Here is a 25,336-nt window from a genome sequence, read left to right as displayed (position 1 = left end):
GCCAATGACCCGCATCGCCATTCTGGAAACCGGCCACCCGCCCGAACACCTTAAGGACGACTTCGACGACTATCCCGCGCGGTTCCGGGCGCTGTTGGGCGAGGGTGTGCCGACGACGCGTTTCAATGTGCAGGCGGGCCATCTGCCGGACGACCCCGCGGTGTTTCAGGGCGCCATCGTCACCGGCTCGGCGGCGGGGGTCTATGACGACCTGCCGTGGATTCCGCAGCTGATCGACTGGCTGAGGGCGGCGCGGGGGCGGACGCGGCTGGTCGGCATCTGCTTCGGCCACCAGGCGCTGGCCCATGCTTTCGGCGGCGCGGTGGAAAAGTCGGATAAGGGATGGGGCGTTGGGCTGCACCGCTATGACGTGCGGGCGAACGAGCCCTGGATGCATCCGCGCGCGCGCGCCATCGCCATTCCGGTGTCGCATCAGGATCAGGTGATCGCGATTTCGGACGATGCACGGGTGATCGCCTCCAGCGGTTTCACCCCCTATGCCGGCCTGGCCTGGGGCGAGGACGCCATTTCGTTTCAGTGCCACCCGGAGTTTCAACCGGAATATGCGGCGGCCCTGATCGAGGGGCGGCGGGGCGCGCGCATCCCGCATGATCTGGCGGACGAGGCGATCAGCAGTCTGAAACGGCCCAACGACCGGGCGGTGCTGACCGCCTGGATCAGGGCCTTCCTGCTGCTGACCCCGCCGCCGGTCGAGGATTACGGCAGCGGGATTTAAAGGCCGAGCAGTCGGATCAGCGCGAGGGCCAGCAACACCAGGGCGCCCAGCGACAGGACGACGGCGGCCACGACCCGGGATCCGACGCGGGCGACGGCGCGGATGTCGGTCTGCAGTCCCAGGGCGGCCATGGCGATGACGGTCAGCAGGCCGGACGCCGCCGCCATCGGCGACAGCAGGCCCTGAGGGATCAGGCCCAGCGAACGCAGGGCGATCATGACCAGGAAGCCGACGATGAACCAGGGCAGCAGGCGAGCCAGGCCGGGCCTTGCGGCGCCGGGCGCGCGGTCGCGGAAGATCAGCGACAGGGCGAGGATCACCGGCCCCAGCATCAGCACCCGCACCAGCTTGACCACCGTCCCGGTCTGGGTGGCGACCGCGCCGAACGGAGCGGCGGCGGCCAGGACTTGCGGCACGGCATAGACGGTCAGACCGGCCAGGGCGCCATATTGCAGGCCGTTCAAATGGATCAGGCCGCCCAGCAGCGGCAGGCCCAGAACCACGACCACGCCCAGAACGGCGGTGAAGGCGATGGAGGCCGCCACCTCCTCGCCATCGGCGTCGATAACGGGCGCCACGGCGGCGATGGCCGAGTTGCCGCAAATGGCGTTTCCGCAGGCGACCAGCAGGGCCATGCGCGGGTTCAGGCCCAGGATGCGGCCGACGCCGAAGCCGATGATGATGGCCAGCGCCACCAATCCGAAGATGCCGACCACAAAGGCCACGCCCAGCGCCGACAGGGTCGCGGCGCTGACCGAGGCGCCCAGCAGCACCACCGCGACCTCCAGCAGGGTCTTGGCCGAGAAGTCGATCCCGGCCTTGAACCGCACGTCCGGGGTCCAGGCGGTGCGGACTGCGGCGCCCAGCAGGATGGCCAGGACCAGCGGCTCCAGCCAGACATGGCCGATCAGGTCACGCTCGATACTGGTCAGGCCGATGGCTGCCAATGTCACCAGCAGGCACAGCATGACGCCGGGACGAACCGCGCCGACGAAGGCCTTCAGCATCGCCAGTCGGGGCGCGGCGATGGGGGCGGGCAGGGCGGTGGACTTCATCGATCACCAGATGCGCCCCGGCTCGACGAGCGTCCAACGGATAGTTATGGTCGTTTCAATCCGATTTGGAGATCAATCGTGACCCTGGAACGCCTGCGCATCTTCATCGCCGTGGCCGAGCGCGACCATGTGACGGCGGCGGCGCGGGCGCTGAACCTGACGCAGTCGGCCGTATCGAACGCCATCGCCGCCCTTGAGGCCGAGCACGACGTGCGTCTGTTCGATCGGGTGGGGCGCGGGATCGTGCTGAACGAAACCGGAAAGGCCTTCCTGCCCGAAGCCAAGGCGGTGCTGGCGCGAGCGCAGGCGGCGCAGGCGGCGCTGGCGGACATGAGCGCATTGCGGCGCGGGCGGCTGGCCGTGTTCGCCAGCCAGACCATCGCCAGCTATTGGCTGCCGCGCCGGCTGGTGGATTTCCACGCGGCCTATCCGGGCGTCGAACTGGCGGTCGAGATCGGCAACACGCGCGAGGCCGCGCAGGCGGTGTTGAGCGGCGCCGCCGAGATCGGCCTGGTCGAGGGGGCGGTGGACGAGCCGGCTCTGTCGCAGATGCAGGTGGGGTCGGATCGGCTGGCGGTGCTGGTGACGCCGGACCATCCCTGGGCGACGCGGCGACGGCTGGAGGCGCGCGAGTTGACCGGCCAGCCGTGGGTGTTGCGCGAAGTCGGATCTGGCACGCGCTCCACCCTGGAGGCGGCGGTGTGGGGCGCGGGCGTCGATCCGGCCGACCTGACGGTGACCATGACCCTGCCGTCCAATGAGGCGGTGCTGGCGGCGGCCGAGGCCGGGGCGGGGGCCACGGCCCTGTCGGAAAGCGTAGCCTATGCGTCGGTGGCGGCCGGTCGACTGGCGACGGCGCCCTTCACCCTGCCCGAACGGCCGTTCCGCCTGCTGCGGCACAAGGAACGGTATCGCAGCCGGGCGGGGGATGTGTTCGTGGCGACGATGGCCTAGGGCCTGTCTGCTTAGAAAACCGTCATCCTCGGGCTTAACCCGAGGATCGGCCGTAGGGCGAGACGGTGACTGACGGCGTCGAATATGCGGTCGATCATCCGATCCTCGGGTCAAGCCCGAGGATGACGGAAATGATTGTGGCTGGACTTAAGGCCACTTCACCATCGGCGGCATGGAGCTGAGGATGGAATCCACGTTCCCGCCGGTCTTCAGGCCGAACATGGTGCCGCGGTCATAGAGCAGGTTGAACTCGACATACCGGCCGCGCCGGACGAGCTGCTCTTCGCGTTCCTCCGGCGTCCACGACTCGGCCATGCGGCCGGCGACGATGCGGGGATAGACGTCCAGAAAGGCCAGGCCGATGTCGCGGGTGAAGGCGAAATCGCGGTCGTAGTCGCCGCTGTCGTGATGGTCGTAGAAGACGCCGCCGGTGCCGCGCGGCTCCTGGCGATGCGGCAGGTAGAAATACTCGTCGCACCAGGCCTTGTACCTGGCGTGCCAGTCCGGGTCGTGGGCGTCGCAGGCGGCCTGCAGGGCGGCATGGAAGGCGACGGTGTCGGGGTGATCCTGACGCCGATCCGCCATCAGCACGGGCGTCAGGTCGCCGCCGCCGCCGAACCAGCTTTTCGTCGTGGCGATGAAGCGGGTGTTCATGTGGACGGCTGGGACGCGCGGGCTGACCGGATGGCAGATCAGACTGATGCCGGTGGCGAAGAAGCGCGGATCCACGTCGGCGCCCGGCACGGTCCTGGCGTAGTCGGCGGGAAAGGCGCCGTGGACGGTCGAGACATGGACCCCGACCTTTTCGAACAGCCGCCCGTGCATCATGCCCATGACGCCGCCGCCGCCCTCAGGGCGGTCCCACGCGGTGCGGACGAACCGGCCGGGCTCGCCGGGGAACAGGTCGTCGGGGGCCGCATCCTCCAGCGCCTCGAAGGCGGCGTGAATGCGGTCGCGCAGATGTTCGAACCAGGCGCGGGTCTCGACCTTCTTCAGGTCGAGCGGATCGGAGAAGACAGCGTCGCTCATGGGCCGCTTGAACCACGTCGCGCCCGCGCCGTCACCCGAAGAGGTTCTTCGGGTCTGGCGTCCTCTCAGGGCTGGCCGACGCCGCTGGTCTGGCGCAGGCCTTCCCACAGGGCGATGCCGGCGGTGACCGAAAGGTTCAGCGACCGGGCGTCGGGGCGCAGCGGCACGACGACGCGGGCGTCGGCGACGGCGTGAACATAGTCAGGCGCGCCCGCGCTCTCCTTGCCGAACAGAAGGATGTCGTCGGGACGGAAGGTGAAGTCATGCAGGGGCGTCGCGCCCTTGGTGGTCAGCAGCACCAGCCGTCCGGTCGGGCGGTCGGCCTGAAAGGCGTCCCAGTCCACATGACGGGTCATATGCGACAGAGGGCCGTAATCCAGGGCGGCGCGCTTCATTGCGCGGTCGTCCAAACGAAAGCCCGTCGGCTCGATCACATGCAGATCGACCCCGAAACAGGCCGAAAGCCGGATGCAGGCGCCGACGTTCTGAGGAATGTCCGGTTGAAAAAGGGCGAGACGCATTCTAAGCCCATTGATACGCGCGACGAGGGGGTTTGTCGCGGTCTATTTGCGAGCGTTTCGCAAGAAACGTCAGCAGCTTGCGTCAGAGGGGCGCAGGTTATGGGCCGTCGGGGAATCCTGCGTCGTTTGTTGGTTTGGCGCCGCGGCTGAGGAAGCCTCAAGAGCTTCTGTTGCGGCGATCGGGAGGTGGAAACTTGGCCGAATCGGTCGTGCATACCCAAGACGCTGGCAATCCCGAAAGCGGCGATCCCAATCGTCGTGACTTCATCTACATCGCGGCAGGCGCCGCCGCGGTCGGCGCAGGGGCGATGATCGCCTGGCCGCTGATCAATCAGATGAATCCGGCCGCCGACACCCTGGCCCTGGCCTCGATCGAGTTCGACCTGACCAAGGTTCAGGAAGGCCAGCAGGTCGTCATCAAATGGCAGGGCAAGCCGGTGTTCGTGCGCTATCGCACCCCGGCCGAGTTGCAAAAGGTCATCGCCGACGACCATGCGCCCGACCTGAAACAACCCCAGACGGACGCCGAGCGCACCAAACCCGGGCATGAGAAATATCTGGTCGTGATCGGTTCCTGCACCCACCTGGGCTGCGTGCCGACCTTTGGCGCGGGCGATTACGGCGGGTGGTTCTGCCCCTGCCACGGCTCGCACTACGACGCTTCCGGACGCATCCGTAAGGGGCCGGCGCCCCTGAATCTGGTGGTGCCGGACTACGACTATCTGTCCGACACCCGCGTCAAGATCGGCTGAGGACAAGGGGGGATCATGAGCGACCACGAGAGCACCTACGTCCCGAAGACGGGCGTCGAGAAATGGCTGGACACCCGTCTGCCCATCATTCGCTTCGGCGCGGACTACATGTCCCTGCCGACGCCGCGAAACCTGAACTATTGGTGGACCTTCGGGGGCATCCTGGCCCTGTGCCTGGTGACGCAGATCGTCACCGGCATTGTTCTGGCCATGCACTATACGCCCAACGTCGACCTGGCCTTCGCCTCGGTCGAGCGCATCATGCGCGACGTGAACGGCGGCTGGCTGATCCGCTACGTCCACGCCAACGGCGCGTCGATGTTCTTCATCGCCGTCTATCTGCACATGCTGCGGGGCCTGTACTATGGTTCCTACAAGGCGCCGCGCGAGATGATCTGGATCATCGGCTGCGTGATCTTCTTCCTGATGATCGCCACCGCTTTCCTGGGCTACGTCCTGCCCTGGGGCCAGATGTCGTTCTGGGGCGCGGAGGTCATCACCAACCTGATCGGCGCCATTCCCGGCATCGGCGAGCCGATCCTGATCTGGCTGCGCGGCGGGCCGGCGATCGACAATGCGACGCTGAACCGCTTCTTCTCGCTGCACTATCTGCTGCCGTTCGCCATCCTGGGCTGCGTGGTGCTGCACCTCTGGGCCTTGCACTCGGCCGGTCAGAACAACCCGGTCGGCATCCTGATTCCCAAGGACCGCGCCAAGAAGGACCTGCTGCCCTTCCACCCGTATTTCACGGTTAAGGACGGGTTTGCGATCATCCTGTTCCTGATCCTGTTCGCGATCTTCGTCTTCTATCAGCCGAACGCCCTGGGCCACGCCGACAACTATATCCCGGCCAACCCGCTGCAGACGCCGGCGCACATCGTGCCCGAATGGTACATGCTGCCCTTCTACGCGATCCTGCGCGCCGTTCCGGACAAGTTCGGCGGCGTGGTGGCGATGTTCAGCGCGATCGGCGTGCTGTTCGTCCTGCCGTGGCTGGATACGTCCAAGGTGCGCTCCATGCGCTATCGCCCGACGATGCGGACCTTCTTCATCATCTTCCTGGTGGTGGGCGTGGGCCTGGGCTGGTGCGGCGGACAGCTGCCGGACGCCCATGTCATCGGGTCGTTCAAGACCTTCACCCTCTTTGACGGCGACCTGAACAGCTATCTGTGGCTGACCCGCTTGTTCACCCTGTACTACTTCGCGTTCTTCTTTGTGATCATGCCGCTGGTCGGTCTGAAGGAGCAGCCGCTGCCCATCCCGGCGACGATTTCCGAGCCGGTGCTGACCGGTGCGGGCGCTGTCGAGCACAAGGGGTGAGGGGCATGACGATCGGAACCAAGACCATGTCGTTCAAGACGATCATCGCCTCGGCCGCCGTCGCCTTGGGTCTCATGGCGGGCGCCGCGCCCGCCCTGGCCTCGGGCGGCGCGGCCCATCCGCGCTCGGGCGGCTTCAGCTTCGAGGGGCCGTTCGGGACCTATGATCAGGGCCAGTTGCAGCGCGGCTACAAGGTCTATCATGAGGTCTGCGCCGCCTGTCACAGCATGAACCTGATGCACTATCGGAACCTGGGCGACGCCCATGGTCCGTTCTGGAATCCGAAATATCCGAACCCGAACGACAACCCTGTCGTGAAGGCTCTGGCCAAGGAAGTGCAGGTCGGCGACATCGACAGCGAAACCGGCGAGGCGATCCAGCGCGACGCCACTCCAGCCGACAAGTTCCGCGCCCCCTATCCGAACGCCACGGCGGCGGCGGCGGGTAATGGCGGGGCCGCCCCGCCCGACCTGTCGGTGATGGCCAAGGCCCGGCACGACGGCGCCAACTACATCTATTCGCTGCTGTCGGGCTATAAGGCCGCGCCGGCTGGCCTGACTATCCGCGACGGTCAGCACTACAATCCCTATATGGCCGGCGACCTGACGCCGTTCTGGGACGAGACGAAGGGCCATGTGCCGCCCGGCGGCTTCATCGCCATGCCGCCGCCGCTGCAGAACGGCCAGGTCACCTATGACGACGGTTCGCCCCAGACGGTGGACCAGTACGCCAAGGACGTCGCCGCCTTCATCGCCTGGACGTCTGAGCCGAAGATGGTGGAACGCAAACAGGCCGGCTTCGGCGTGTTGATCTATCTGCTGATCTTCGCGGGCGTCACCTACGCCGCCTATCGCCGCGTATGGAAGGGCGTCGCCCACTAAGACGGGCGCCAAACGAAAATCCTGAGCCCGCCGAAGTTTGCTTCGGCGGGCTTTTTCGTTACGGAGCATGATTGGGACGGCCCGGAACCGATATGTGCACCGTCAGAAGTTGATTTTCATCGCCTTGAGGTAGCGCGTACTCGCGACCTGTGCCTAAATCGCTGACGAACTTCGGGAGACGACAATGTTCATGATGGTTCTCGGCTTGGCGATGACAGTTTCCGCCGCGCAGCAAACCGCCACACCGACCCCCTCGAACTCGCAGGTCATCTATGCAGTCGGCGGCCTTGCACGTTTCGAAGACAACGACCGTCGCCTGATCGTCGAAAACGAGCGGCGTGATCAAATCCAGCGTTGGCGGCAAGTGGTCATCAACCAGCGCTTCGAGCTAGCTGAGAAACTCGATCGTTTGATCGCCAGCGGCGATTGCGAAGCTGCGCGCGATCTGGCCGTCCGCGGTCGTTATGCTGATATCCGTGAGGCCGTGACAAAAACCTGCGACGCTCGCGAGAGCCCCGTCCCAGGCTGACGTAAGGGCTGGTTTGTATCGACAGCTGGATGATCGCCCCCTAGGGTCGCGTATCGTTGCCGGCTGTGGGGCCTTCAGTTCATGCATCTTGTCTCTTCTCTCGCCGCCGTTCTGTTGGCAAGCGCCTTGTCCGCCTGCGTCACGGCGTCCAATCCCGCTGCGGTTCACACCGTTCCCGCCTTTGACGCCGCGCGCATCTCGCAGGACATCAAGACCCTGTCGGACGACAGTTTCGAGGGGCGGGGCATCGCCACCCCGGCGGAAGAGAAGGTTATCCGCTATCTGAGCGAAGGTTACGCCGCCGCAGGTTTCCAGCCGGGCGGGCCGAACGGTCGGTGGACCCAGGATGTGATCCTGAACCGTTTCACCCAGTCCAACGTCCACGCCTCGCTGAAGCTGGGTGACTGGACCCTGCCCCTGACGCAGGGGAGAGAGGTCGCGATCTCGACCCGCCGCCCGACCGAACACGTCAGCCTGAACGACGCGCCGCTGGTCTTCGTCGGTTACGGCATCAACGCGCCCGAGCGTCAGTGGAACGACTTCAAGGGCCAGGACCTGCGCGGCAAGATTCTGGTCGTGTTGGTCAACGACGCCGACTTCGAGGAGCCGGCGCTGAACACCTTCGGCGGCAAGGCCATGACCTATTACGGCCGCTGGACCTACAAATACGAAGAGGCGGCCAAACAGGGGGCGGCGGGCGTGTTGATCGTCCATGAGACGGCGCCGGCGTCATATGGCTGGCAGACGGTGGCCAATTCGTGGGGCGTGCCGCAGTTCGACATCCTGCGCCAGAATGCGGCGGCCGAACGCGTGCCGATGGAGGGCTGGATTCAGCGTGACGTGGCGGTCGATCTGTTCCGTCGCGCCGGGCTGGATTTCGAGGCGCTGAAGGTTCAGGCGCGCCGCCGCGACTTCCAGCCCGTCGCCCTGACCGGGGCCTCCTTCTCAACCGCGTTCGACGTCGCGACCAATCAGGTCACCAGCCATAATGTCATCGCCCGCCTGCCGGGCACAACCCACCCGGATGAGACCATCCTCTACACCGCCCACTGGGATCACATCGGCATGGGAGAGCCGGATGCGACCGGCGACCGCATCTTCAACGGCGCGGTGGACAACGCCTCGGGCACGGCGGGCCTGCTGGAACTGGCGCGGATGTTCGGTCAGGCGCCGCGCACCGAGCGCTCCATCGTCATGATCAGCTTTACCGGCGAGGAAAGCGGCCTGCTGGGTTCGGAATATTATGCTGTGAACCCGGTGTATCCGTTGGCGAAGACCGTAGGCGGCTTCAACATGGATTCCATGAACGTCTATGGCCGGGTCATGGGGCTGGGCGTCACCGGATATGGTCAATCCGACTTCGACGAGCGTCTGGCGACGGCGATCCAGCCGCAGGGTCGCACCTTGGTTCCCGACCACGAGAATGCGGCCGGCACCTATTACCGGTCGGACCATTTCCCCCTGGCCAAGCGCGGGGTGCCGATGGCCTATGCTGGCAGCCGGGGCGATTTCCGCGATGCACCCGTCGCCGAGCGCGAGGCGGCGCGGGCGGAATACGGCGCCAAACGCTATCACCAGGCGGCGGACGAATGGTCGCCGGATTGGGACTATCGCGGCATGATCGAGGACCTGACGGTCTTCTACGACGTCGGGCGCGCCCTGGCCGACAGCCGCGACTGGCCGCAGTGGAAACCGGGTTCGGAGTTCGCACCCGTCCGCGCGACCACGGCGTCGGAACGCCGCTGATCCTTGATTGACCAGGGAGGGGCGGGAAGGCATCCGCGCCCTTTCGCCTTTCCACGCCTTGAGTAAGCTTGAATGATTCTTCGCCGTCTATCCTTCGTGACCCTTGCGGCGTTTGCCGTGGCCGCCTGTGCGACCGCCCCGGTCACCGGTCCCGCTGCGCAGGTGGACGCCTTCGCCGTCGCCTCGGCCGCCACGCCGCAGTTCAGCGCCCAACGCCTGTCGGACCACATCAAATATCTGGCGTCGGACGAAATGGAGGGGCGGTTCCCCGGATTGGTCGGCGAACGGCTGACACTGGCCTATCTGCAGGCCCAGTATGAGGCGATGGGTCTGGAGCCGGGCGGACGCGACGGATCGTGGTTGCAGCCCGTCGATCTGGTGCGTTTCACGCCGCAGCGCGCGCCGACGGCGTCATGGGCCGGGGCGGATGGTGTGACGCATCCGTTGGTTTCAGGGACCGACATCACCCTGCGCGCCGGGGCGGCCGATCCGAAGGTGAGGATTGCGGGCGCACCGCTGGTCTTCGCCGGCTATGGCATCTCCGGCCCGACCTGGGATGATTACGGCGCGACCGACCTGACCGGCAAGGTGGCCGTCGTCCTGCGCGGACAGCCGGACAGCATGGGGGCGGATCCCAACTTCTACGGCTCGACCACCCACAAGATGCAGGAGGCGCTGAGGCGCGGGGCGGTGGGCGTCCTCACTTTGCAGGATCAGGATAGCCGCTGGCGTCGCGCGGTGGGCGGCGCGGCGCGGCCGCAGATGACGATCAAGGGCGCCCAGGACGCGCGGTTCACTGGGTCGATCAATATGGCGACGGCGACGGCCGTCGGCGGCCCCGCGCTGGAGACAGCGCTGGTCAGGGCCAGGGCCGGGGCGCTGGGCGGCGCGGTCGATCTTGGCGCGCGTCTGGACGTGGACATCGCCGAGACGACCGAGGTTATTCATTCCAACAACCTGCTGGCCAAGATCCCCGGCACGGAACGGCCGGATGAGTATGTCTTCTATTCCGCCCACTGGGACCACATCGGCAAGGCCAGGACACCGAGCGCCGATGGCGACGACATCTTCAACGGCGCCTGGGACAATGCGTCGGGCACTGCCGGGCTGATCGAAATGGCGCGGGCGTTCAAGGCGGGACCGGCGCCGAAACGCACCGTCGTTTTCCTGCACGTCACGGCGGAAGAGCAGGGGCTGCTGGGATCAGAAGCCTATGCCGCCGATCCGATCTACCCGCTGGCCAGGACGGCGGCGGACATCAACATCGACATGCTGCCCTTCACGCCCGCGACGCGGGATGTTGCGGTGTTCGGCGTCGGCAAGTCGGAGTTGGAGGACATCCTGGGCCGGTTCGCGGCCGTGCAGGGGCGGGCGGTGACCGGCGACGGCTATCCCGAAGAAGGCTTCTATTACCGATCAGACCACTTCAACTTCGCGGCAGGCGGTGTCCCGGCCCTGATGCCGTGGACGGGGCGCGATTTCGTCGAGGGCGGGATCGCGGCGGGCAAACCCTATTACGAAGGGCAGATGGAGCGGTATTATCACAAGCTGACCGACGAATGGCGCGCCGACTACGACTTCACGGCGGCCCTGCAGAACCTGGACCTGCTGTATCGGCTGGGGCTGACGGTCGCCGATAGCGCGTCCTGGCCCGCATGGAAGCCGACGGCCGAGTTCAACGCTATCCGCGACCGCACGGCCGACCAGCGACGCTAGGCGTCAGGCCGCGCCGAACGGATAGGGGCTGACCGACTTGGACCAGTCATCGACGGCCAAAGGGCGGTCGACGGGGGCGGCGGCCCGTTCGGCGCAAGGGTGGCGGTGGCACAGGCGGCACGCCGGACCGATGGGCGTCACGTCCGGGCTGTCCAGGTCCAGGCCCCGGGCATAGGCCAGGCGGTGGGCGTGGCGCAGTTCGCAGCCTAGCCCCACGGCCAGGTCATGGCTTTCGCCATAGCTGTCGTGTCCCTGGCGCTCGACCGTGCGGGCGAAGGTGAACCACCGATTGCCGTCCGGGGTCTCGATGATCTGGGTGACGATACGGCCCGGCGTGCGAAACGCCGAATGCAGTCTCCAGCGCGGGCAGGCGCCGCCGAACCGCGAAAAGGGAAAGGCCCCCGCCGCATAGCGTTTTGAGATGTTGCCCGCCTGATCGACCCGCATCAGGAAGAAAGGCACGCCCCGCGCGGTCGGCCGCGACAGGGTGGTCAAACGGTGCGCCGCCTGTTCGTAGCTGACGCCGAACCGGGCTTGAAGACGGGCCAGATCGTAGGCGCAGTCCTCGGCCGCGCGCTGGAAGGCGGCGTAGGGCATCAGGATCGCGGCGGCCAGGGTGTTGGTCAGAGCGACCTTCAGCAGGGCGCGGGTCGCGGCGTCTGGCGCGGCGGACGCCTCGACCGTCTGATGCAGGGCCGGCCCGTGTTCGGCCAGGGCCAACTGATAGGCGATGGCGAAGGCGCGCGACGACGGCCCCAGGGTTTCCGACAGCAGCAGGCGGCGGCGGTGCAGGTCGTAGCGGCGCGTCCATTCCACCATGACCTCGGCGGGAAGAGTGCGGACGCCCAGATCGTGGCGGGCCGCCAGCCGCTGTCGCGCGGCGGGTTCGAACCCGTCGGCGTGGACCGGCGCCTCGGCCGCCAGGGTCTCGGCCAGGGCCTCGCCCATCTGGTCCAGTTCGGGGAAATGGTTGCCGCGCGACTGGATATATTCGCGCACCCAGTCGGCCGGGCTGGATTCAAACAGACCTTCGCCGGTTTCGGCTGCGGCGCGCGCCTTGGCGCGGCCGTCTTCGAACGCCTGATAGAGACGCAAAAGGGCGTCGGCGACGCCGGGCGCTTCCTCCAACAGCTGCACCAGCTCATGCCGGGGGGCGGACAGACCCTTGAACAGCGGGTCGGTCAGGATTTCGGTCAGGCGCGCTTCGTCGGCCGCGCCCGCCTGGTTCAGGCTGCGCAGATCGACATCATAGGTGTCGGCCAGGCGCAACAGAAGCTGGGCCGAAACCGGACGCTGGTTGCGTTCTATGTGATTGAGATAGCTGGGGGAAACGCCGAGGTCCGCCGCCATCGCCGTCTGGGTCAGCGACAGGTCGCGACGCAACCGTTTCAAACGCGCGCCAAGGAACAGTTTGCGATCGGTCGCCATATCCATGTCGGTAGGTGTCATGATGTGACAGTGCATGTAAAGTCGTGATGTGACAAAGTGACTCCTATATTGCCGCTGAGCCGGTGTCATTCGTGACTTTGACGTGGTGTTGTCTGCCGGACGGCGGCTGCGGCCGCGCCCTTCGCACAGACGAGTTCGATCATGACCACCTTCGCCGACCTGGTTCCTTCGCCCGCCGGCCGTTTTGACGGCATCGAGCGCCCCTATACGCCGCAAGACGTCCTGCGCCTGCGCGGTTCGGTGCCGGTCACCCATACGCTGGCCGAACGCGGCGCGAACCGGCTGTGGGAGCTGCTGCACACCGAGCCCTTCATCAACGCCCTGGGCGCCGTCACGGGCAATCAGGCGATGCAGATGGTTCGCGCGGGGCTGAAGGCCATCTATCTTTCGGGCTGGCAGGTCGCGGCGGACGCCAACACGGCGGGCGCCATGTACCCCGACCAGTCGCTGTATCCGGCCAACGCCGCGCCGGAGCTGTGCCGCCGCATCAACCGCACCCTGCAACGCGCCGACCAGATCGAGCACGCCGAGGGCGGCACCAAGCGCGACTGGTTCGCGCCCATCGTCGCCGACGCAGAGGCGGGCTTCGGCGGGCCGCTGAACAGTTTCGAGATCATGAAGGCCTTCATCGAGGCGGGCGCGGCGGGCGTTCACTTCGAGGACCAGTTGGCGTCGGAGAAGAAGTGCGGACACCTGGGCGGCAAGGTCCTGATCCCGACCCAGGCGCATGAGCGCAATCTGGTCGCCGCGCGCTTGGCCGCCGACGTCATGGGCACGCCGACAATCACGGTCGCCCGCACCGACGCCGAATCGGCCCAGCTGATCACCTCGGATATCGACGAGCGCGACCAGCCCTTCATCGACCGCGAGAACCGCACCCCCGAGGGCTTCTTCCGCCTGAAGGAAGGCACGGGCCTGGACCACTGCATTGCGCGCGGCCTGTCCTACGCCAACATCGCCGACCTCTTGTGGTGGGAGACCAGCCACCCCGATCTGGACGACGCCAAGAAGTTCGCCGAAGCGATCCAGAAGAAGCATCCGGGCAAGCTGATGGCCTATAACTGCTCGCCGTCGTTCAATTGGGAAGCCAAGCTGGACAAGGCCACTATCGCTAAATTCCAGCGCGAGCTGGGGGCCATGGGCTACAAGTTCCAGTTCGTGACCCTGGCCGGCTTCCACGCCCTGAACAACTCGATGTTCGAGCTGGCGGACGGCTATCGCGACAACGGCATGGCGGCCTATTCGGAACTGCAGCAGCGGGAGTTCGCCAATGAGGCGCGCGGCTACACGGCCACCCGTCACCAGCGCGAGGTCGGCACCGGCTATTTCGACCAGGTCGCCACGGTCATTTCCAACGGCACGTCCTCCACGACGGCGCTGAAGGACTCGACCGAGACCGCCCAGTTCACCACCGCGGCTTAATCAGGAAAGGAACCGCAATGGAACCGCTGACCCGTACCGAGGCCATCATCGACTTCTGTCTGGCGCCCCTGGCGCTGGATTCAGAGAGTGAGGCCGAGCGTGAAGTGCGCCGTCGCCTGACGCACGTGCTGCGCACCTATCAGGCCAAGACCGCCGCCCCCGTCGCCGTGGACTTCTCGTCCATGCCGTCCCAGGTGATCAACGAGGCGGCCCACGGCTACGAATAGGCCGTCGCTCAAGAAAAAAGGCCCGCCCCGATCGCTCGGGGCGGGCCTTTCGTCATTCTGGAGTGGAGGCCTAGCGGGTGGTCGGGCCTGTGTTCAGCGATTGGGTGGTGACGACGGCGGGCGTCGCGGCCGGGGCGGCCGTCTGGGCCGGGGTTGCCGTCGCGACGGGCGTGCGGGCCGGGGCGCCGGTTTCCTGCGGATCGCCGACGATGATGGTGGTGATCTGCGTGGCCTCGGTGGTGCAGGTGGCCAGATCGCGCGTCACATGACGACCCAGGCAGAAGATGTCCTCATAGCTGGGGCGCGAGGCGGCCAGGCACTGGAACAGCATCAGCTTCGACATATTCAGGCAGAACTCGCTGTTCGGCTCGTGCGTCAAGGCTTCGGTGTTGACCCGGGCTTCGTCGCCGCCCGCGCCCAGGGCGCCCAGGGCCGCAATGGCCAGCGAACGCACGACGGCGGGGGTGTAGGGCGGACCCTTTCGTGAAGGCTCCAGCGCCAGTCCGGTCCCGCTGTTGCCGGCGGCGAACAGCTGAGCCGACTCCTCGGCCGAGGGCAGCATATTGACCTCGGACAGGTGTTTGGCGCCCTCCAACCGAACCTCGCGGTTGGCGATGGGGGTCGTGGCCCAGCGGCGGCGCGGATCGCTGCGGCCCTGGATCGTATAGGCGTCCTGCTCGATGCCCTCGGCGATGGCGCGCATGGCCACGGAATCCTTGCCGATGGTGCTGGCGATCAGGCCGGCGGCGGCGTCGGCGCCGGGCAGGGTGGCGGCATAGGCCGGATCGGCGACGATCTGGGCCACAATCTGCTGACGTTGGGCCGGGTCGATGGCGTACTGGCGCACGCCGGCCACGAACTCGGGCGACTGCATGGCGATGATCGCGCCATAGGCGATCAGGCCGCGCGACAGTTGTTCTGCGTCATACGAGGCGCCCTTGCGGATCGCCGCCTGGATCGATTCCGCATCAGGGAATCCGCCCGGCTGGATGGTGCGGGCCTCGCGCAGGAAGGCGACGTAGATGGAGGCGGCCTCGGCCACGCCCTGATTCAGCGAAATGGGCGGAGGCTGGCGGGCGGCCAGTTCGGCTGCGAGACGTTGCGCCTCCAGCTCAGCCTTGGAGGGTCCGCTCTCGCAGCTGGCGAGTATCATTGCGGCGACGATGGCGACGGCGGAGACGCCGCGGCGCAGGGGGGCCGATTTCATTGGAACATCCTCAAGGCGATCACGCGCGCAAAAGCGCCAACTCTATGGGCGCTTATAAGGCGTTCCTTATGGTTACCCGAGGATTAATCGAACAGCTTGGAGACCGATTCCTCGTTGGCGATCCGTCGGATAGCTTCACCAATCAGCGGAGCCACTGAAACCTTGCGGATTTTCGAGCAGTTCAAAACTTCGTGGGGTTGTTCGATGGAATCCGTGATCACCAGCTCTTTCAGGGGGCCGTCGGTGATGCGCTGCACGGCGGGACCGGACAGGACGCCGTGACTGATATAGGCCGAGACCTCGGTCGCGCCCTGGTCGATCAGGGCCTTGGCGGCGTTGACCAGGGTGCCGCCCGAATCGACGATGTCGTCGAACAGGATACATCGGCGGCCTTCGACGTCGCCGATGATGTTCATGACTTCGCTTTCGCCCGCCTTGGGACGGCGTTTGTCGACGATGGCGAGGTCGGTGTTCAGGCGGCTGGCCAGCGAACGGGCGCGCACCACGCCGCCGACGTCCGGCGAGACGATCATCAGGTCGTCGCCGCGCGGATAATTATCCTTGATGTCCTGGGCCAGAACCGGCGTGGCGACCAGATTGTCGGTCGGAATGTCGAAGAAGCCCTGAATCTGGCCCGCGTGCAGATCCATGGTCAGCACCCGGTCGGCGCCGGCGCGGGTGATCAGATTGGCGACCAGCTTGGCCGAGATCGGGGTGCGGCCGCCGGTCTTCCGATCCTGACGGGCATAGCCGAAATAGGGCATGACGGCCGTGATCCGCCTCGCCGAGGCCCGCACCAGGGCGTCTGTGATGATCAGCAGCTCCATCAGGTTATCGTTGGCCGGGTAGGAGGTGGATTGCAGGATGAAGACGTCTTCGCCCCGCACATTCTCCTCAATGACGGCGAAGACCTCATTATCGGCGAACCGCTTGACCTGGGCCTTGGTCAGGGGCGCATCCAGGTGGTTGGCGATCGCCTGGGACAGTGCGCGGTTGGAGTTGCCAGAGAGCAGCTTCATCGGCCGGTCATCCTTTCGCCGTCATCCGCCCCCCATGAACGGCGGTCGGTTGGCGCGCTCTTTACCAGCGGTGCCGGGCAGGGCAAGTCACATGCGGAGATTTCCTCGGCATGGCGCCGCTCGGTCGCGGGTGCTAGAGATCGCCGCCTTGGTTTCCGGGGGAAGCGGTCCTATGACCGTGTCCTTCACACGTCATGGGGTCGTCCTTGTCCGCTTCTAAGTTCCGTTCCGGCATGGTGCTGATGGCCGCGGCGCTCGCCGCCGTGACGATTTCCGGTTGCTCGGGCACAAAACGCCCCAAGCTCGCCTATGAAGAACGCCCGGTTGAGGCGCTCTACAACACCGGCTACGACCGCCTGCAGCAGCGGCGCTGGTCCGATGCGGTGGACTATTTCCAGGAAGTCGAACGTCAGCACCCCTATTCCGACTGGGCGCGTCGCTCGATCCTGATGCAGATCTACGCCTATTATCAGAACAACAACTACGTCGACGCCATCGCGGCGGCGGATCGGTTCATCCAGCTGTTCCCCGGCAATCCGTCGGCGGCCTACGCCTTCTACATGAAGGCGGTCTGCAACTTTGAGCAGATCACCGACGTGGGGCGCGACCAGGGCTACGCCACCGCCGCCCTGGCCGGTCTGAAGGACGTGGCGCGACGCTATCCCGGCACGCCCTACGCCTCGGACGCCGCCGTCAAGATCGACATGGTCAACGACCAGCTGGCCGGCAAGGAAATGAATATCGGCCGTTATTATCAACGCGCCAACCAGCCGCTGGCCGCGTTGAACCGCTACAAGGCCGTGATCGCCAATCCCGACTATCAGCGCACGTCGCACACGCCTGAAGCCCTGTATCGTCTGGTCGAGGTCAACCTGCAGTTGGGTCTGAAGGAAGAGGCGACCCGCAACGGCGCCGTCCTGGGCTACAACTATCCCGGCAGCCCCTGGTATTCCGAAGCCTACGCCCTGCTGACCGAAAACGGCCAGACGCCGGACAAGGCGCCCGAGGCCAAGCGAGAGAGCTGGCTGAAGCGCCTCATCCCGGGCTGAGGGCTTCGTCGCGCATCGGGGCCGCAATTCCTGATTTGTTCCTGAGCGGGCCGGGTTAGAATGACGGCGATGTCGAATCGCGTGCGCCCATGCTGACCGCCCTGTCCATTCGCGACGTCGTCCTGGTGGACGCGCTGGATCTCGACGTCGCGTCGGGCCTGACCGTGCTGACCGGCGAGACGGGGGCGGGCAAGTCGATCATTCTGGACGCCCTGGGCCTGGCGCTGGGTGGACGGGGCGATGCTGGACTGGTGCGTCACGGGGCCAGACAGGCGGTGGCGACGGCGGTGTTTTCCGCGCCCGACGATCCCGATCTGCTGGCCCTGATCGCCGAAAAGGGATTCGACATCCAGCCGGGCGAGGATCTGATTCTGCGCCGGGTGTTGGGCGCGGACGGCCGCAGCCGCGCCTATGTCAACGATCAGCCTGCCGGGGTGACGGTCCTGCGTGAGATCGGCGCCGCCCTGGTCGAGGTTCATGGCCAGCACGAGACGGTGGGCCTGCTGGGCTGGCGCACCCATCGCGGGGCGCTGGACGCCTATGGCGGTCTGCAGCCGCAGCTGTCGGCGGTGGCCGCCGCCTCGAACAAGCTGAAGGCCGCAGAGGCGAAACTGGCCGAGTTGAAGGCCCAGGCCGCCGACGCCGCCGCGCGTCTGGAGGAAATCAGCCTGAACCTGGCCGAACTGGACGCCCTGGACCCGCGCGCCGACGAGGAGACGGAACTGGCGGGCGAACGGGCGCTTCTCGGCGCGGCGGAAAAAGCCATCGCCGACCTGGCCGATGCGCGCACCCAGTTGGGCGGCGACAAGTTGAGCCAGAAGCTGGGGTCGGCCCTGCGCGCCGTCGAGCACGCGCGGCAGCGGGCCGGGCAGGCGGGGGCCGAGGGCGATCATCCGGTCGTTCTGAAACTGTCCGCTGCCGTCGAGGCCATCGATCGCACCATGGTCGAGGCGGCCGAGGCCATCGCCGCTGTGGACGCCGCCGCCGACGCCTTCGACTATGAGCCGGGTCGGTTGGACAAGGCGGAGGAGCGGCTGTTCGCCCTGCGCGCGACGGCGCGAAAGCTGAACACCAGCGTCGACGCCCTGCCGAGCCTGCGTATTCGTCTGCGCGAACAATTGCGCCTCATCGAAGACGGCGAGGAGGCGCTCACCAATGCGGGGCGCGAGGCGGCGCAAGCGGCCCAAGCCTATGATCTGGCCGCAGAGTTCCTGACCTCGGCGCGCGAGGCGGCGGCCGATCGGCTGACCGCCGCCGTCATGGGCGAACTGACGCCGCTGAAGCTGGAGCGGGCCAGGTTCCGGGTGGCGCTGGAGCGAATCGAGGGGCGGCGCGGACCGGAGGGGCTGGAGACCGTGCGTTTCCAGATCGCCACCAACGCCGGAACCGACTTCGGCCCGTTGGACGCCATCGCCTCGGGCGGCGAGCTGGCCCGCTTCGCCCTGGCCATGAAGGCGGCCCTGGCCAGCCGCGAGGACGTGCGCCAGCCGGTGATGATCTTCGATGAGGTCGATCAGGGCGTGGGCGGGGCGGTGGCCGAGGCCGTCGGATCACGCCTGAAGCGGCTGTCGAACGGCGGCCAGGTTCTGGTCGTGACCCACAGCCCCCAGGTCGCCGCGCGCGGCCACGCCCATTGGAAGGTCAAGAAGGCCGACGCGCCCTCCGAAAACGGCGTCATGACCACCACCACCGTCGTCGCCCTGGACGACCATCACCGTCGCGAAGAGATCGCCCGGATGCTGTCCGGCGCCGCCATCACCGACGAAGCGCGCGCGGCGGCGCGGGCCCTGATCGGCTGATCGCCGGGCTCAGGCGCCGAGAATCCAGCCTTCTTCCTGCTCGACCTGGGCGATCAGTTCGGGAGTTGCGGTCTTGGGCGGGCCGAAAGCCTTGGCCAGATCGCCCGCGTCGTCCATGCGGGCCAGGGCCTCGGCGGTGGTGCGGACCTGGGCCTGGTCCTTGAATTCGCCGGGCTCCAGCTTGGTTTCGAACATGGAGGGCCATACCTCCACCAACAGGGCGGACAGCGGCTCCACGTCTTCGGGCGTCAATTCACGCCATCCCGTGCCGAACGGCCAGACGGCGCCGGACGGCCCCAGGCTTTCCAACAGGCGACGCACGGCCGGGATTCCGACCAGGGTCTGGCCGCCGACGGCGCCCGCGCCATGCATCTGCCAGACGCTCTTGGGCTGAAGCCGGCCCTTGCGAACCGCGTCCTCGGTGACGCGGAACTCGGGGATGTCGGCGCCAGATCCAGCCGGCGGCTTGGTCGTGGTCAGCCAGCGCTGCGCCTGTTTGGCCGGGGCGCCCCATAAGGGCCAGGCCTCGTCGGTCATCAGCCGGTTCATCTTGGCCGCCACCTGATAGCGGTTATTGGTGTTGTCGGCCTTGTCCACGATGTTGGCGGCGATGAATTTCCACATCGCCTGCCAGGGCGCGCCCTCCAGCTTCAGTCGCGCCGCCGTGCCGACGGGATAGCCGAGGTTGAAGTCCAGCCCGACCAGAACGCGGTCACCGCGCTTCCTGTGATCGGCCAGAATGGAGGCCAGCAAGGCCTCGCCCTCGGCGCGGGTGGCGACGTTATGGGTCTCGGCATAGAGACGAAACCGCACGTCGCGCTTGGCCACGCCGATCCACAGCGAGGTGTCGCCCAGCTTCTTGGTTTCTGCGGCGGTCCAGTCGGCGACGACATAGGCGTCGAAAAGGCGGGCCAAGGCGGCCTCCTCAGGTCAAAGGCGTGTCAGGATATGAGCGGGGGCTTCTACCGCTCTCCGGCGACATCGCAAAGGGGCCTGTTGTCCCTGTCAGCCCTTCAGCAGGGCCTCAAGGTGCGACAGCCAGCGCCGGCCCAGCCGCAGCGCCTCGCCCGGCGAGCCGGTCTGGACGGGCAGGGCGGCGTCCCACAGCGCCAGCTCGAACTCGGGGTGGCGGGCGTCGGCGAACATCAGCCGCAGCACAACCTGTTCGGCGTCGGGCGCCAGAACGTCCAGCGACTTGCGCGCCTCGCCGCGCCGGATGCGGGCCACGACATGACCGTCGACGATGATCTCGCCGCCCTCAACCTCCTCGAAGGCGTAGGCCAGACCATGCGCGCCATTGCCCCACAGGACCACCACCTGTTCGACGTCGAAGTTCAGGGCGCAGGCGCGCCCTTCGCCGGGCGACAGGGCCTCCACCTCGGGCGCGGCGCCCAGCGCCTTGAGCATGGCGCGACGCAGGCGGCGGGGCGGCTCCATCCACCAGGACAGCGCCAGAGCCAGCGTCGTCAGCAGCGCCGCCGCCAGGGCGATCAGCAGAACCACCCGAAAGACGTCGGCCATCAGCGTCAGGCCTCCAGGTCGATTTCGACCACCACGGGCACATGGTCGCTGGGCTTGTCCATGTCGCGGGCGTCGCGGTGGGTCTCGACGCCCCGGAACCGGTCCGCCGCCTGAGGCGACAGAAGGGCGAAGTCGATGCGTATGCCGTGATCGCGCTGCCAGGCGCCGGCCTGATAGTCCCAGAAGGTGTAGGTTCCGGCCGGTTCGCCGCCGATCGCGTGCGCGTCGGCAAGGCCCAGGTTCTTCAGCGCGCGAAACGCTGCGCGGCTGTCGGGCTGGAACAGGGCGTCGTCGGTCCAGGCGGCCGGGTTCCTGGCGTCCTCGGCTTCAGGGATGACGTTGTAATCGCCGCACAGGGCCAGCGGCTCTTCGAACCTCAACAGATCCTGCGCGTGCCGGTTCAGACGGTCGAACCAGGCCAGCTTGTAGGCGAACTTTTCGGTTCCGATGGGATTGCCGTTCGGCAGATAGATCGCGCCGACGCGGATCGGGCGGGGCGCTTCGACCAGAGCTTCGATATAGCGGGCCTGTTCGTCGGTTTCGTCGCCCGGCAGGCCGCGCCGGATATCCGACAGCGGATGTTTCGACAGCAGGGCGACGCCGTTGTAGCTTTTCTGGCCGTGGGTCTCGACATTGTAGCCCAGGCTTTCGAAGGCCTCGCGCGGGAACTTCTCGTCCACGCATTTGATCTCTTGGAAACAGGCGACGTCGGGGGTGGCCTGTTCCAGCCACGCCAGCACGGTGGGCAGACGGGCGTTGACGGAGTTTACGTTCCAGGTGGCGATACGCATGAGGCCAAGGCTAGGCTGCGTCTCGCCTTCGGAAAAGACCGTCGTTCAAAAGAAAAGGCCGCCGGATCGCCCGGCGGCCTTTCCTGTCGGTGTCGAACCGTCGCTCAGGGGCGACCGCCGGCGGGGGCGGGCGCCGCAGCCGCAGGGGCTGCAGTCAGCTTGCAGCCGCCGCCGATCTGTTGAGCCGTGGCGCAGGGATAGATCTGCTGCACCACGTTTTCGGCGTTGAGGCGGGCGATGACGCCATCGGCGCCGTCGCACTTGGCCTCATAGAAGACGCCATTGGCGTTGCGGCCCATCAGGCGGGCCTCGCTGACATTGCACGGCGCGGCTTCTGAACCGGCCAGCAGGGTCTTCACATAGCCGGCGTTCTCGGCGGTCGTGGTGAAGTCGCACTTTCCGCTTTCGGCCAGGACCTGGATGCAGGGGGTCTTGGTCCAGGCGCCGGCTTCCTGCTTGATCCAGTAGCCGGCGGCGTCCGAGCAGCCGATCTCATAGACGACGGCGCCGTCGCCGGATTGACCCAGAATCTTGGCCTGATCAACGGTGCAGGGCACGCTGGCCTGTTTTGCGTACTCGCGCAGGAACTTCTGCGTGTCGGTGTTGGCGGCGATGGTGCATTGGGGGCCGACATCCGCAGCCGGATCGGCCGCGCGGCGCTGCTCGGCGGTGTGAGCCAGGATGATGCAGCTGGAGGCCTCGGGCGGCGTCTTGGTTTCCAGCATATAGCCGGGCGCGGCGCCGCAGGCGACTTCATAGACGGTGGTGCCGGCGGCCGTCTTGCCCAGCAGCTTGGCTTCGCTGACCTGGCAGCCGGTTGCGGTCTGGCTCATCTGCTCCTGAGCGGCGGCCAGGATCTGCTCGGCGGTCGGTGCGGCAGGCGCACGCTCGCGACGGGGTTCATTGTTTCGCGCTCTAATGCGCGAAGGCGCCACGGCCTGAGCCGGGGCTCGTACGCCGCTTTGAGCATCGGTTGAATGTGTCCCGGCGTCTTGCGCCAGGGCAGGCGCAGCAACGGCCGTGCTGAACAGAAGGGCCGCGACGGCGGCGAGAATACGGGATTTCATGGGAAACACCTGGGTTCTGAAAACTGGCAGACTTCGTGACCGCCTATTGGGTCGGGGTCAAGGCGGGTGGACGCACCGTGCCGGTCCAGACTACAACAGGCGCGTTGCGATAGGAGACGGACTTGGCGGACGATGGGGCTGCGACTGTGGCGAGAGATGCGCGGGGGCTGACCTATCCGTTCGGCGAAGTTCCGGCGCCGGGAGAGGCGGTTGAGGCGGCGCGCGGCGTGCTGTGGCTGCGATTCGCGCTGCCGTTTCAGCTGAATCATGTGAACGCCTATGCGCTGCGCGATGGCGAAGGATGGGTGGTCGTCGACACCGGATTGAGGACGCCTGACGCCGTCGAGGCGTGGACGGCGGCGCTGGCGGGGCCGCTGGAGGGGCGGCCGATCACCCGATTGATCTGCACCCATATGCATCCTGACCACATCGGTCTGGCCGGTTGGCTGTGCGAGCGGTCGGGCGCGCCGCTTTTGATGTCGCGTCTGGAATATGTGACGGCCCGGATGCTGATGGCCGAGGAGGTCGGCGACGCGCCCGAAGACGGCGCCCGGTTCTTTCGCGCCGCAGGCTGGACGGAGGATCAGATCGCGCGCTGGCGTGCGGACTACGGCGGGTTCGGCAAGGGCGTGACGCCGATGCCGCGCAGCTATCATCGCCTGTCCGAGGGTGATGCGGTCAGGATCGGCGACGACGACTGGACGGTGGTGATCGGGTCGGGCCACAGTCCCGAGCATGTCTGCCTGTGGCGGCGGTCGGACGATGTTTTTCTGGCCGGGGATCAGATTCTGCCGCGCATATCGTCCAATGTTTCGGTCTGGCCAACCGAGCCGATGGGGGACCCGCTGGGCGACTGGATGGCGTCATTGGACCGGCTGCGAGAATTGTTGCCCGAGGGCGCCCTTGTCCTGCCCGCGCACGGCGAACCCTTCCAGGGCGTTCATGCGCGATTGGAGGCGCTGAAGCGCGGGCATGAGACGGCGTTGAAGCGGCTTGACCGAACGTTGCGTCAACCGTCCAGGGTGATCGACGGCTTCCCGGCCGTGTTCGGTCGGGCGGTCGGCGACGGCGTTCTGGGCATGGCGACCGGCGAGGCCCAGGCGCATCTGAACTATCTGGAAAGACGCGGTCGCGCCCGGCGGACGCGCGACGAAAACGGCGTCGACTGGTGGACCGCCGTCGAACAGGACGAGGAAACGACGTGAGCGAACATATCCGCACCCATCTGGCCGACGGCGTCCTGACCCTGACGCTGGACCGGGCCGACAAGAAGAACGCCATCACCCAGGCCATGTATTCGGCCCTGGCCGAGGCGACCGAACGGGCGCGGGCCGACGACGCCGTGCGGGTTCTGCTGCTGCGCGCCGAGGGCGACAGTTTTTCGGCCGGCAACGACATCGGCGATTTCATCGCCCTGGGCTCCGCCGCCGCCTCGACGGGCGACATGCCGGTGTTTCGCTTCCTGAAGGCGCTGGCCGATCTGGATAAGCCGGCGGTGGCGGCGGTGAAGGGCCGCGCGGTGGGCATCGGCCTGACCATGCTGCTGCACTGCGACCTGGTTGTGGTGGCCGAGGACGCCCTGCTGTCCGTCCCCTTCGTCAATCTGGCCCTGGCGCCTGAGGCGGCGTCCAGCCTGTTGCTGCCGGCCGTGATCGGCCATCAACGGGCCTTCGAACTGTTCGCCCTGGGCGAGCCGCTGGACGGCAGAACGGCCCTGGCCTGGGGCATCGCCAACCGCGCGGTTCCGGCCGATCAGGTCGAGACGACGGCGGCGGATCTGGCGACGCGGGTCGCGGCGCGCGCGCCGAACTCCATCCGCAAGACCAAGCGGCTGATGCGCGACGCCGAAGGACTGTGGGCCCTGATGCAGCGAGAGGGCGAGGCCTTCGGTTCGCAGATGAAAAGCCCCGAGGCGATGGAGGCCTTCATGGCCTTCACCCAGAAGCGTGCGCCCGACTTCTCCAGGATCGGCTGACCGTCACAAGACCGCGCCTTGATTTGGCGCGGCTTTGCTTCTAGGTGCGCGCCCAATGTCGCACGCCTTGGCCATATCCACGGGTCTCAGCCGTATTGAAGCCGAGACCCCGGCGGACGCGCAGGGCGTGGAGACGCTGGTCATGGCCGCCTTCGGGCCGGGACGGTTCGCCAAGACGGCGGAACGGCTGCGCGAAGGGTCGGCGCCGTCCGCCGGCTTCGTGGCCCATGCCGAGGGGCGGGTGATCGGTTCGGTGCGGCTGTGGCCCGTCACGGTCGCCGAGACGCCGGCCCTGTTCCTGGGCCCCATTGCGGTGGACGCAGGTCGCCGCAGCGACGGCCTGGGCGCCGAACTGGTCGCGGCCTGTCTGGATCATGCGCGAACCTTGGCCGGGCAGGTCGGCGGGGTGCTGCTGGTGGGGGACCGGGCCTATTTCGAGCGTTTCGGCTTCATTCCCGCGCCTGACGTGGTTCTGCCAGGACCGGTGGATCGTCGGCGCATCCTGTGGCTGACGACCGGCGTCACGAACCTATCCGGCGCGGTCGCCATCGCCCGATAGGCCATTTGAGCT

At 66.9% G+C, this 25,336-nt stretch carries 25 protein-coding genes; 15 read left to right on the top strand and 10 right to left on the bottom strand.

Features of this window, described 5'->3' with window-relative positions; translation table 11 throughout:
• The first annotated feature begins 4 nt into the window (after positions 1–4).
• Positions 5–736, top strand: coding sequence for a type 1 glutamine amidotransferase (locus tag P0Y50_15605; GenBank protein ID WEK39939.1), 732 nt, complete (start codon positions 5–7; stop codon positions 734–736).
• On the opposite strand, the gene P0Y50_15600 is transcribed toward P0Y50_15605, so the two are convergent.
• Positions 733–1,791, bottom strand: coding sequence for a putative sulfate exporter family transporter (locus tag P0Y50_15600; GenBank protein ID WEK39938.1), 1,059 nt, complete (start codon positions 1,789–1,791; stop codon positions 733–735). The two genes, P0Y50_15605 and P0Y50_15600, sit on opposite strands and share 4 nt — an antisense overlap.
• Before the next feature lie 78 nt (positions 1,792–1,869).
• On the opposite strand from P0Y50_15600, the gene P0Y50_15595 reads away from it, so the two are divergent.
• Entirely contained in the window at positions 1,870–2,745 is an 876-nt protein-coding gene (locus tag P0Y50_15595) for a LysR family transcriptional regulator (GenBank protein ID WEK39937.1), read from the top strand.
• A gap of 147 nt (positions 2,746–2,892) precedes the next feature.
• Here P0Y50_15595 and hemF read toward each other — a convergent pair whose 3' ends face one another.
• Both hemF and P0Y50_15585 read right to left on the bottom strand, forming a co-directional pair.
• Positions 2,893–3,774, bottom strand: coding sequence for an oxygen-dependent coproporphyrinogen oxidase (gene hemF / locus P0Y50_15590; GenBank protein WEK39936.1), 882 nt, complete (start codon positions 3,772–3,774; stop codon positions 2,893–2,895).
• 65 nt (positions 3,775–3,839) lie between these two features.
• Complete coding sequence (locus P0Y50_15585) at positions 3,840–4,295, bottom strand: tRNA (cytidine(34)-2'-O)-methyltransferase (protein ID WEK39935.1); 456 nt, start codon at positions 4,293–4,295, stop codon at positions 3,840–3,842.
• 194 nt (positions 4,296–4,489) lie between these two features.
• On the opposite strand from P0Y50_15585, the gene petA reads away from it, so the two are divergent.
• The 6 genes from petA to P0Y50_15555 all read left to right on the top strand — a co-directional run bounded on the left by petA (position 4,490) and on the right by P0Y50_15555 (position 11,239).
• On the top strand, positions 4,490–5,047 hold the full coding sequence (gene petA, locus P0Y50_15580; GenBank protein ID WEK39934.1) for a ubiquinol-cytochrome c reductase iron-sulfur subunit: 558 nt from the start codon (positions 4,490–4,492) through the stop codon (positions 5,045–5,047).
• A 15-nt stretch (positions 5,048–5,062) separates the two neighbouring features.
• Positions 5,063–6,367 (top strand): cytochrome b N-terminal domain-containing protein, encoded by a 1,305-nt coding sequence (locus P0Y50_15575; GenBank protein ID WEK39933.1) that lies wholly within the window; start codon positions 5,063–5,065, stop codon positions 6,365–6,367.
• Positions 6,368–6,372: 5 nt separating this feature from the next.
• Entirely contained in the window at positions 6,373–7,248 is an 876-nt protein-coding gene (locus P0Y50_15570; protein WEK39932.1) for a cytochrome c1, read from the top strand.
• A 184-nt stretch (positions 7,249–7,432) separates the two neighbouring features.
• Complete coding sequence (locus P0Y50_15565; protein ID WEK39931.1) at positions 7,433–7,777, top strand: hypothetical protein; 345 nt, start codon at positions 7,433–7,435, stop codon at positions 7,775–7,777.
• Positions 7,778–7,903: 126 nt separating this feature from the next.
• A complete protein-coding gene (locus tag P0Y50_15560) occupies positions 7,904–9,523 on the top strand; it encodes a M28 family metallopeptidase (protein WEK39930.1) in 1,620 nt (539 codons plus the stop codon).
• 72 nt (positions 9,524–9,595) lie between these two features.
• The gene (locus tag P0Y50_15555; protein ID WEK39929.1) at positions 9,596–11,239 is read left to right on the top strand and encodes a M28 family peptidase; all 1,644 of its coding nucleotides are present in this window, start codon (positions 9,596–9,598) and stop codon (positions 11,237–11,239) included.
• 3 nt (positions 11,240–11,242) lie between these two features.
• Here the strand turns inward: P0Y50_15555 and P0Y50_15550 are convergent, their stop codons facing one another.
• Positions 11,243–12,673 carry a short-chain fatty acyl-CoA regulator family protein gene (locus P0Y50_15550; GenBank protein ID WEK39928.1) on the bottom strand — a complete coding sequence of 477 codons (1,431 nt, stop codon included), beginning with the start codon at positions 12,671–12,673 and terminating at the stop codon, positions 11,243–11,245.
• Positions 12,674–12,829: 156 nt separating this feature from the next.
• Here P0Y50_15550 and aceA point away from each other — a divergent pair, with 156 nt between their 5' ends.
• The gene (gene aceA, locus P0Y50_15545; GenBank protein WEK39927.1) at positions 12,830–14,110 is read left to right on the top strand and encodes an isocitrate lyase; all 1,281 of its coding nucleotides are present in this window, start codon (positions 12,830–12,832) and stop codon (positions 14,108–14,110) included.
• Positions 14,111–14,127: 17 nt separating this feature from the next.
• Entirely contained in the window at positions 14,128–14,337 is a 210-nt protein-coding gene (locus tag P0Y50_15540; protein ID WEK39926.1) for a hypothetical protein, read from the top strand.
• Between the two features lie 70 nt (positions 14,338–14,407).
• On the opposite strand, the gene P0Y50_15535 is transcribed toward P0Y50_15540, so the two are convergent.
• Positions 14,408–15,544, bottom strand: coding sequence for a hypothetical protein (locus tag P0Y50_15535; GenBank protein ID WEK39925.1), 1,137 nt, complete (start codon positions 15,542–15,544; stop codon positions 14,408–14,410).
• 83 nt (positions 15,545–15,627) lie between these two features.
• Positions 15,628–16,563 (bottom strand): ribose-phosphate pyrophosphokinase, encoded by a 936-nt coding sequence (locus tag P0Y50_15530; GenBank protein WEK39924.1) that lies wholly within the window; start codon positions 16,561–16,563, stop codon positions 15,628–15,630.
• A gap of 194 nt (positions 16,564–16,757) precedes the next feature.
• Between P0Y50_15530 and P0Y50_15525 the strand changes: the two genes are divergently transcribed.
• Together P0Y50_15525 and recN are read left to right on the top strand one after the other, a co-directional pair.
• Positions 16,758–17,612: an outer membrane protein assembly factor BamD gene (locus P0Y50_15525; protein ID WEK39923.1), complete on the top strand. Its 855-nt coding sequence runs from the start codon at positions 16,758–16,760 to the stop codon at positions 17,610–17,612.
• An 89-nt stretch (positions 17,613–17,701) separates the two neighbouring features.
• Positions 17,702–19,411, top strand: a complete 1,710-nt coding sequence (recN, locus tag P0Y50_15520) for a DNA repair protein RecN (GenBank protein WEK39922.1) — start codon at positions 17,702–17,704, stop codon at positions 19,409–19,411.
• A gap of 9 nt (positions 19,412–19,420) precedes the next feature.
• On the opposite strand, the gene P0Y50_15515 is transcribed toward recN, so the two are convergent.
• The 4 genes from P0Y50_15515 to P0Y50_15500 all read right to left on the bottom strand — a co-directional run bounded on the left by P0Y50_15515 (position 19,421) and on the right by P0Y50_15500 (position 22,790).
• Positions 19,421–20,326 (bottom strand): cobalamin biosynthesis protein CbiG, encoded by a 906-nt coding sequence (locus tag P0Y50_15515; protein WEK39921.1) that lies wholly within the window; start codon positions 20,324–20,326, stop codon positions 19,421–19,423.
• 90 nt (positions 20,327–20,416) lie between these two features.
• Positions 20,417–20,932 (bottom strand): hypothetical protein, encoded by a 516-nt coding sequence (locus P0Y50_15510; protein WEK39920.1) that lies wholly within the window; start codon positions 20,930–20,932, stop codon positions 20,417–20,419.
• Between the two features lie 5 nt (positions 20,933–20,937).
• Entirely contained in the window at positions 20,938–21,723 is a 786-nt protein-coding gene (xth, locus tag P0Y50_15505; protein WEK39919.1) for an exodeoxyribonuclease III, read from the bottom strand.
• 104 nt (positions 21,724–21,827) lie between these two features.
• On the bottom strand, positions 21,828–22,790 hold the full coding sequence (locus P0Y50_15500; protein WEK39918.1) for a hypothetical protein: 963 nt from the start codon (positions 22,788–22,790) through the stop codon (positions 21,828–21,830).
• Positions 22,791–22,912: 122 nt separating this feature from the next.
• Between P0Y50_15500 and P0Y50_15495 the strand changes: the two genes are divergently transcribed.
• From P0Y50_15495 to P0Y50_15485, 3 genes are read left to right on the top strand one after another with little or no spacing between them, the layout of a single operon-like run.
• Complete coding sequence (locus P0Y50_15495) at positions 22,913–23,995, top strand: MBL fold metallo-hydrolase (GenBank protein WEK39917.1); 1,083 nt, start codon at positions 22,913–22,915, stop codon at positions 23,993–23,995.
• The gene (locus tag P0Y50_15490) at positions 23,992–24,765 is read left to right on the top strand and encodes an enoyl-CoA hydratase (protein WEK39916.1); all 774 of its coding nucleotides are present in this window, start codon (positions 23,992–23,994) and stop codon (positions 24,763–24,765) included. Before P0Y50_15495 ends, P0Y50_15490 begins: the two co-directional genes overlap by 4 nt.
• Positions 24,766–24,820: 55 nt before the next feature.
• A complete protein-coding gene (locus P0Y50_15485) occupies positions 24,821–25,324 on the top strand; it encodes an N-acetyltransferase (protein WEK39915.1) in 504 nt (167 codons plus the stop codon).
• Positions 25,325–25,336: the final 12 nt, after the last annotated feature.

Origin of the sequence: Candidatus Brevundimonas colombiensis (genome assembly GCA_029202665.1) — a bacterium.
In the GTDB taxonomy this organism is placed as follows: Bacteria; Pseudomonadota; Alphaproteobacteria; order Caulobacterales; family Caulobacteraceae; genus Brevundimonas; species Brevundimonas colombiensis.
The sequence above is the reverse complement of the archived record's forward strand: the minus strand, read 5'-3'. Positions and strand labels throughout refer to the sequence as shown.

Coding starts and splice junctions, on each gene's coding strand:
- P0Y50_15605 (WEK39939.1), top strand. CDS start 5: ATGACCCGCATCGCCATTCTGGAAACCGGCCACCCGCCCGAACACCTT.
- P0Y50_15600 (WEK39938.1), bottom strand. CDS start 1,791: ATGAAGTCCACCGCCCTGCCCGCCCCCATCGCCGCGCCCCGACTGGCG.
- hemF (WEK39936.1), bottom strand. CDS start 3,774: ATGAGCGACGCTGTCTTCTCCGATCCGCTCGACCTGAAGAAGGTCGAG.
- P0Y50_15585 (WEK39935.1), bottom strand. CDS start 4,295: ATGCGTCTCGCCCTTTTTCAACCGGACATTCCTCAGAACGTCGGCGCC.
- P0Y50_15575 (WEK39933.1), top strand. CDS start 5,063: ATGAGCGACCACGAGAGCACCTACGTCCCGAAGACGGGCGTCGAGAAA.
- P0Y50_15570 (WEK39932.1), top strand. CDS start 6,373: ATGACGATCGGAACCAAGACCATGTCGTTCAAGACGATCATCGCCTCG.
- P0Y50_15565 (WEK39931.1), top strand. CDS start 7,433: ATGTTCATGATGGTTCTCGGCTTGGCGATGACAGTTTCCGCCGCGCAG.
- P0Y50_15555 (WEK39929.1), top strand. CDS start 9,596: ATGATTCTTCGCCGTCTATCCTTCGTGACCCTTGCGGCGTTTGCCGTG.
- P0Y50_15550 (WEK39928.1), bottom strand. CDS start 12,673: ATGGATATGGCGACCGATCGCAAACTGTTCCTTGGCGCGCGTTTGAAA.
- aceA (WEK39927.1), top strand. CDS start 12,830: ATGACCACCTTCGCCGACCTGGTTCCTTCGCCCGCCGGCCGTTTTGAC.
- P0Y50_15540 (WEK39926.1), top strand. CDS start 14,128: ATGGAACCGCTGACCCGTACCGAGGCCATCATCGACTTCTGTCTGGCG.
- P0Y50_15535 (WEK39925.1), bottom strand. CDS start 15,544: ATGAAATCGGCCCCCCTGCGCCGCGGCGTCTCCGCCGTCGCCATCGTC.
- P0Y50_15530 (WEK39924.1), bottom strand. CDS start 16,563: ATGAAGCTGCTCTCTGGCAACTCCAACCGCGCACTGTCCCAGGCGATC.
- P0Y50_15525 (WEK39923.1), top strand. CDS start 16,758: ATGGGGTCGTCCTTGTCCGCTTCTAAGTTCCGTTCCGGCATGGTGCTG.
- recN (WEK39922.1), top strand. CDS start 17,702: ATGCTGACCGCCCTGTCCATTCGCGACGTCGTCCTGGTGGACGCGCTG.
- P0Y50_15510 (WEK39920.1), bottom strand. CDS start 20,932: ATGGCCGACGTCTTTCGGGTGGTTCTGCTGATCGCCCTGGCGGCGGCG.
- xth (WEK39919.1), bottom strand. CDS start 21,723: ATGCGTATCGCCACCTGGAACGTAAACTCCGTCAACGCCCGTCTGCCC.
- P0Y50_15500 (WEK39918.1), bottom strand. CDS start 22,790: ATGAAATCCCGTATTCTCGCCGCCGTCGCGGCCCTTCTGTTCAGCACG.
- P0Y50_15485 (WEK39915.1), top strand. CDS start 24,821: ATGTCGCACGCCTTGGCCATATCCACGGGTCTCAGCCGTATTGAAGCC.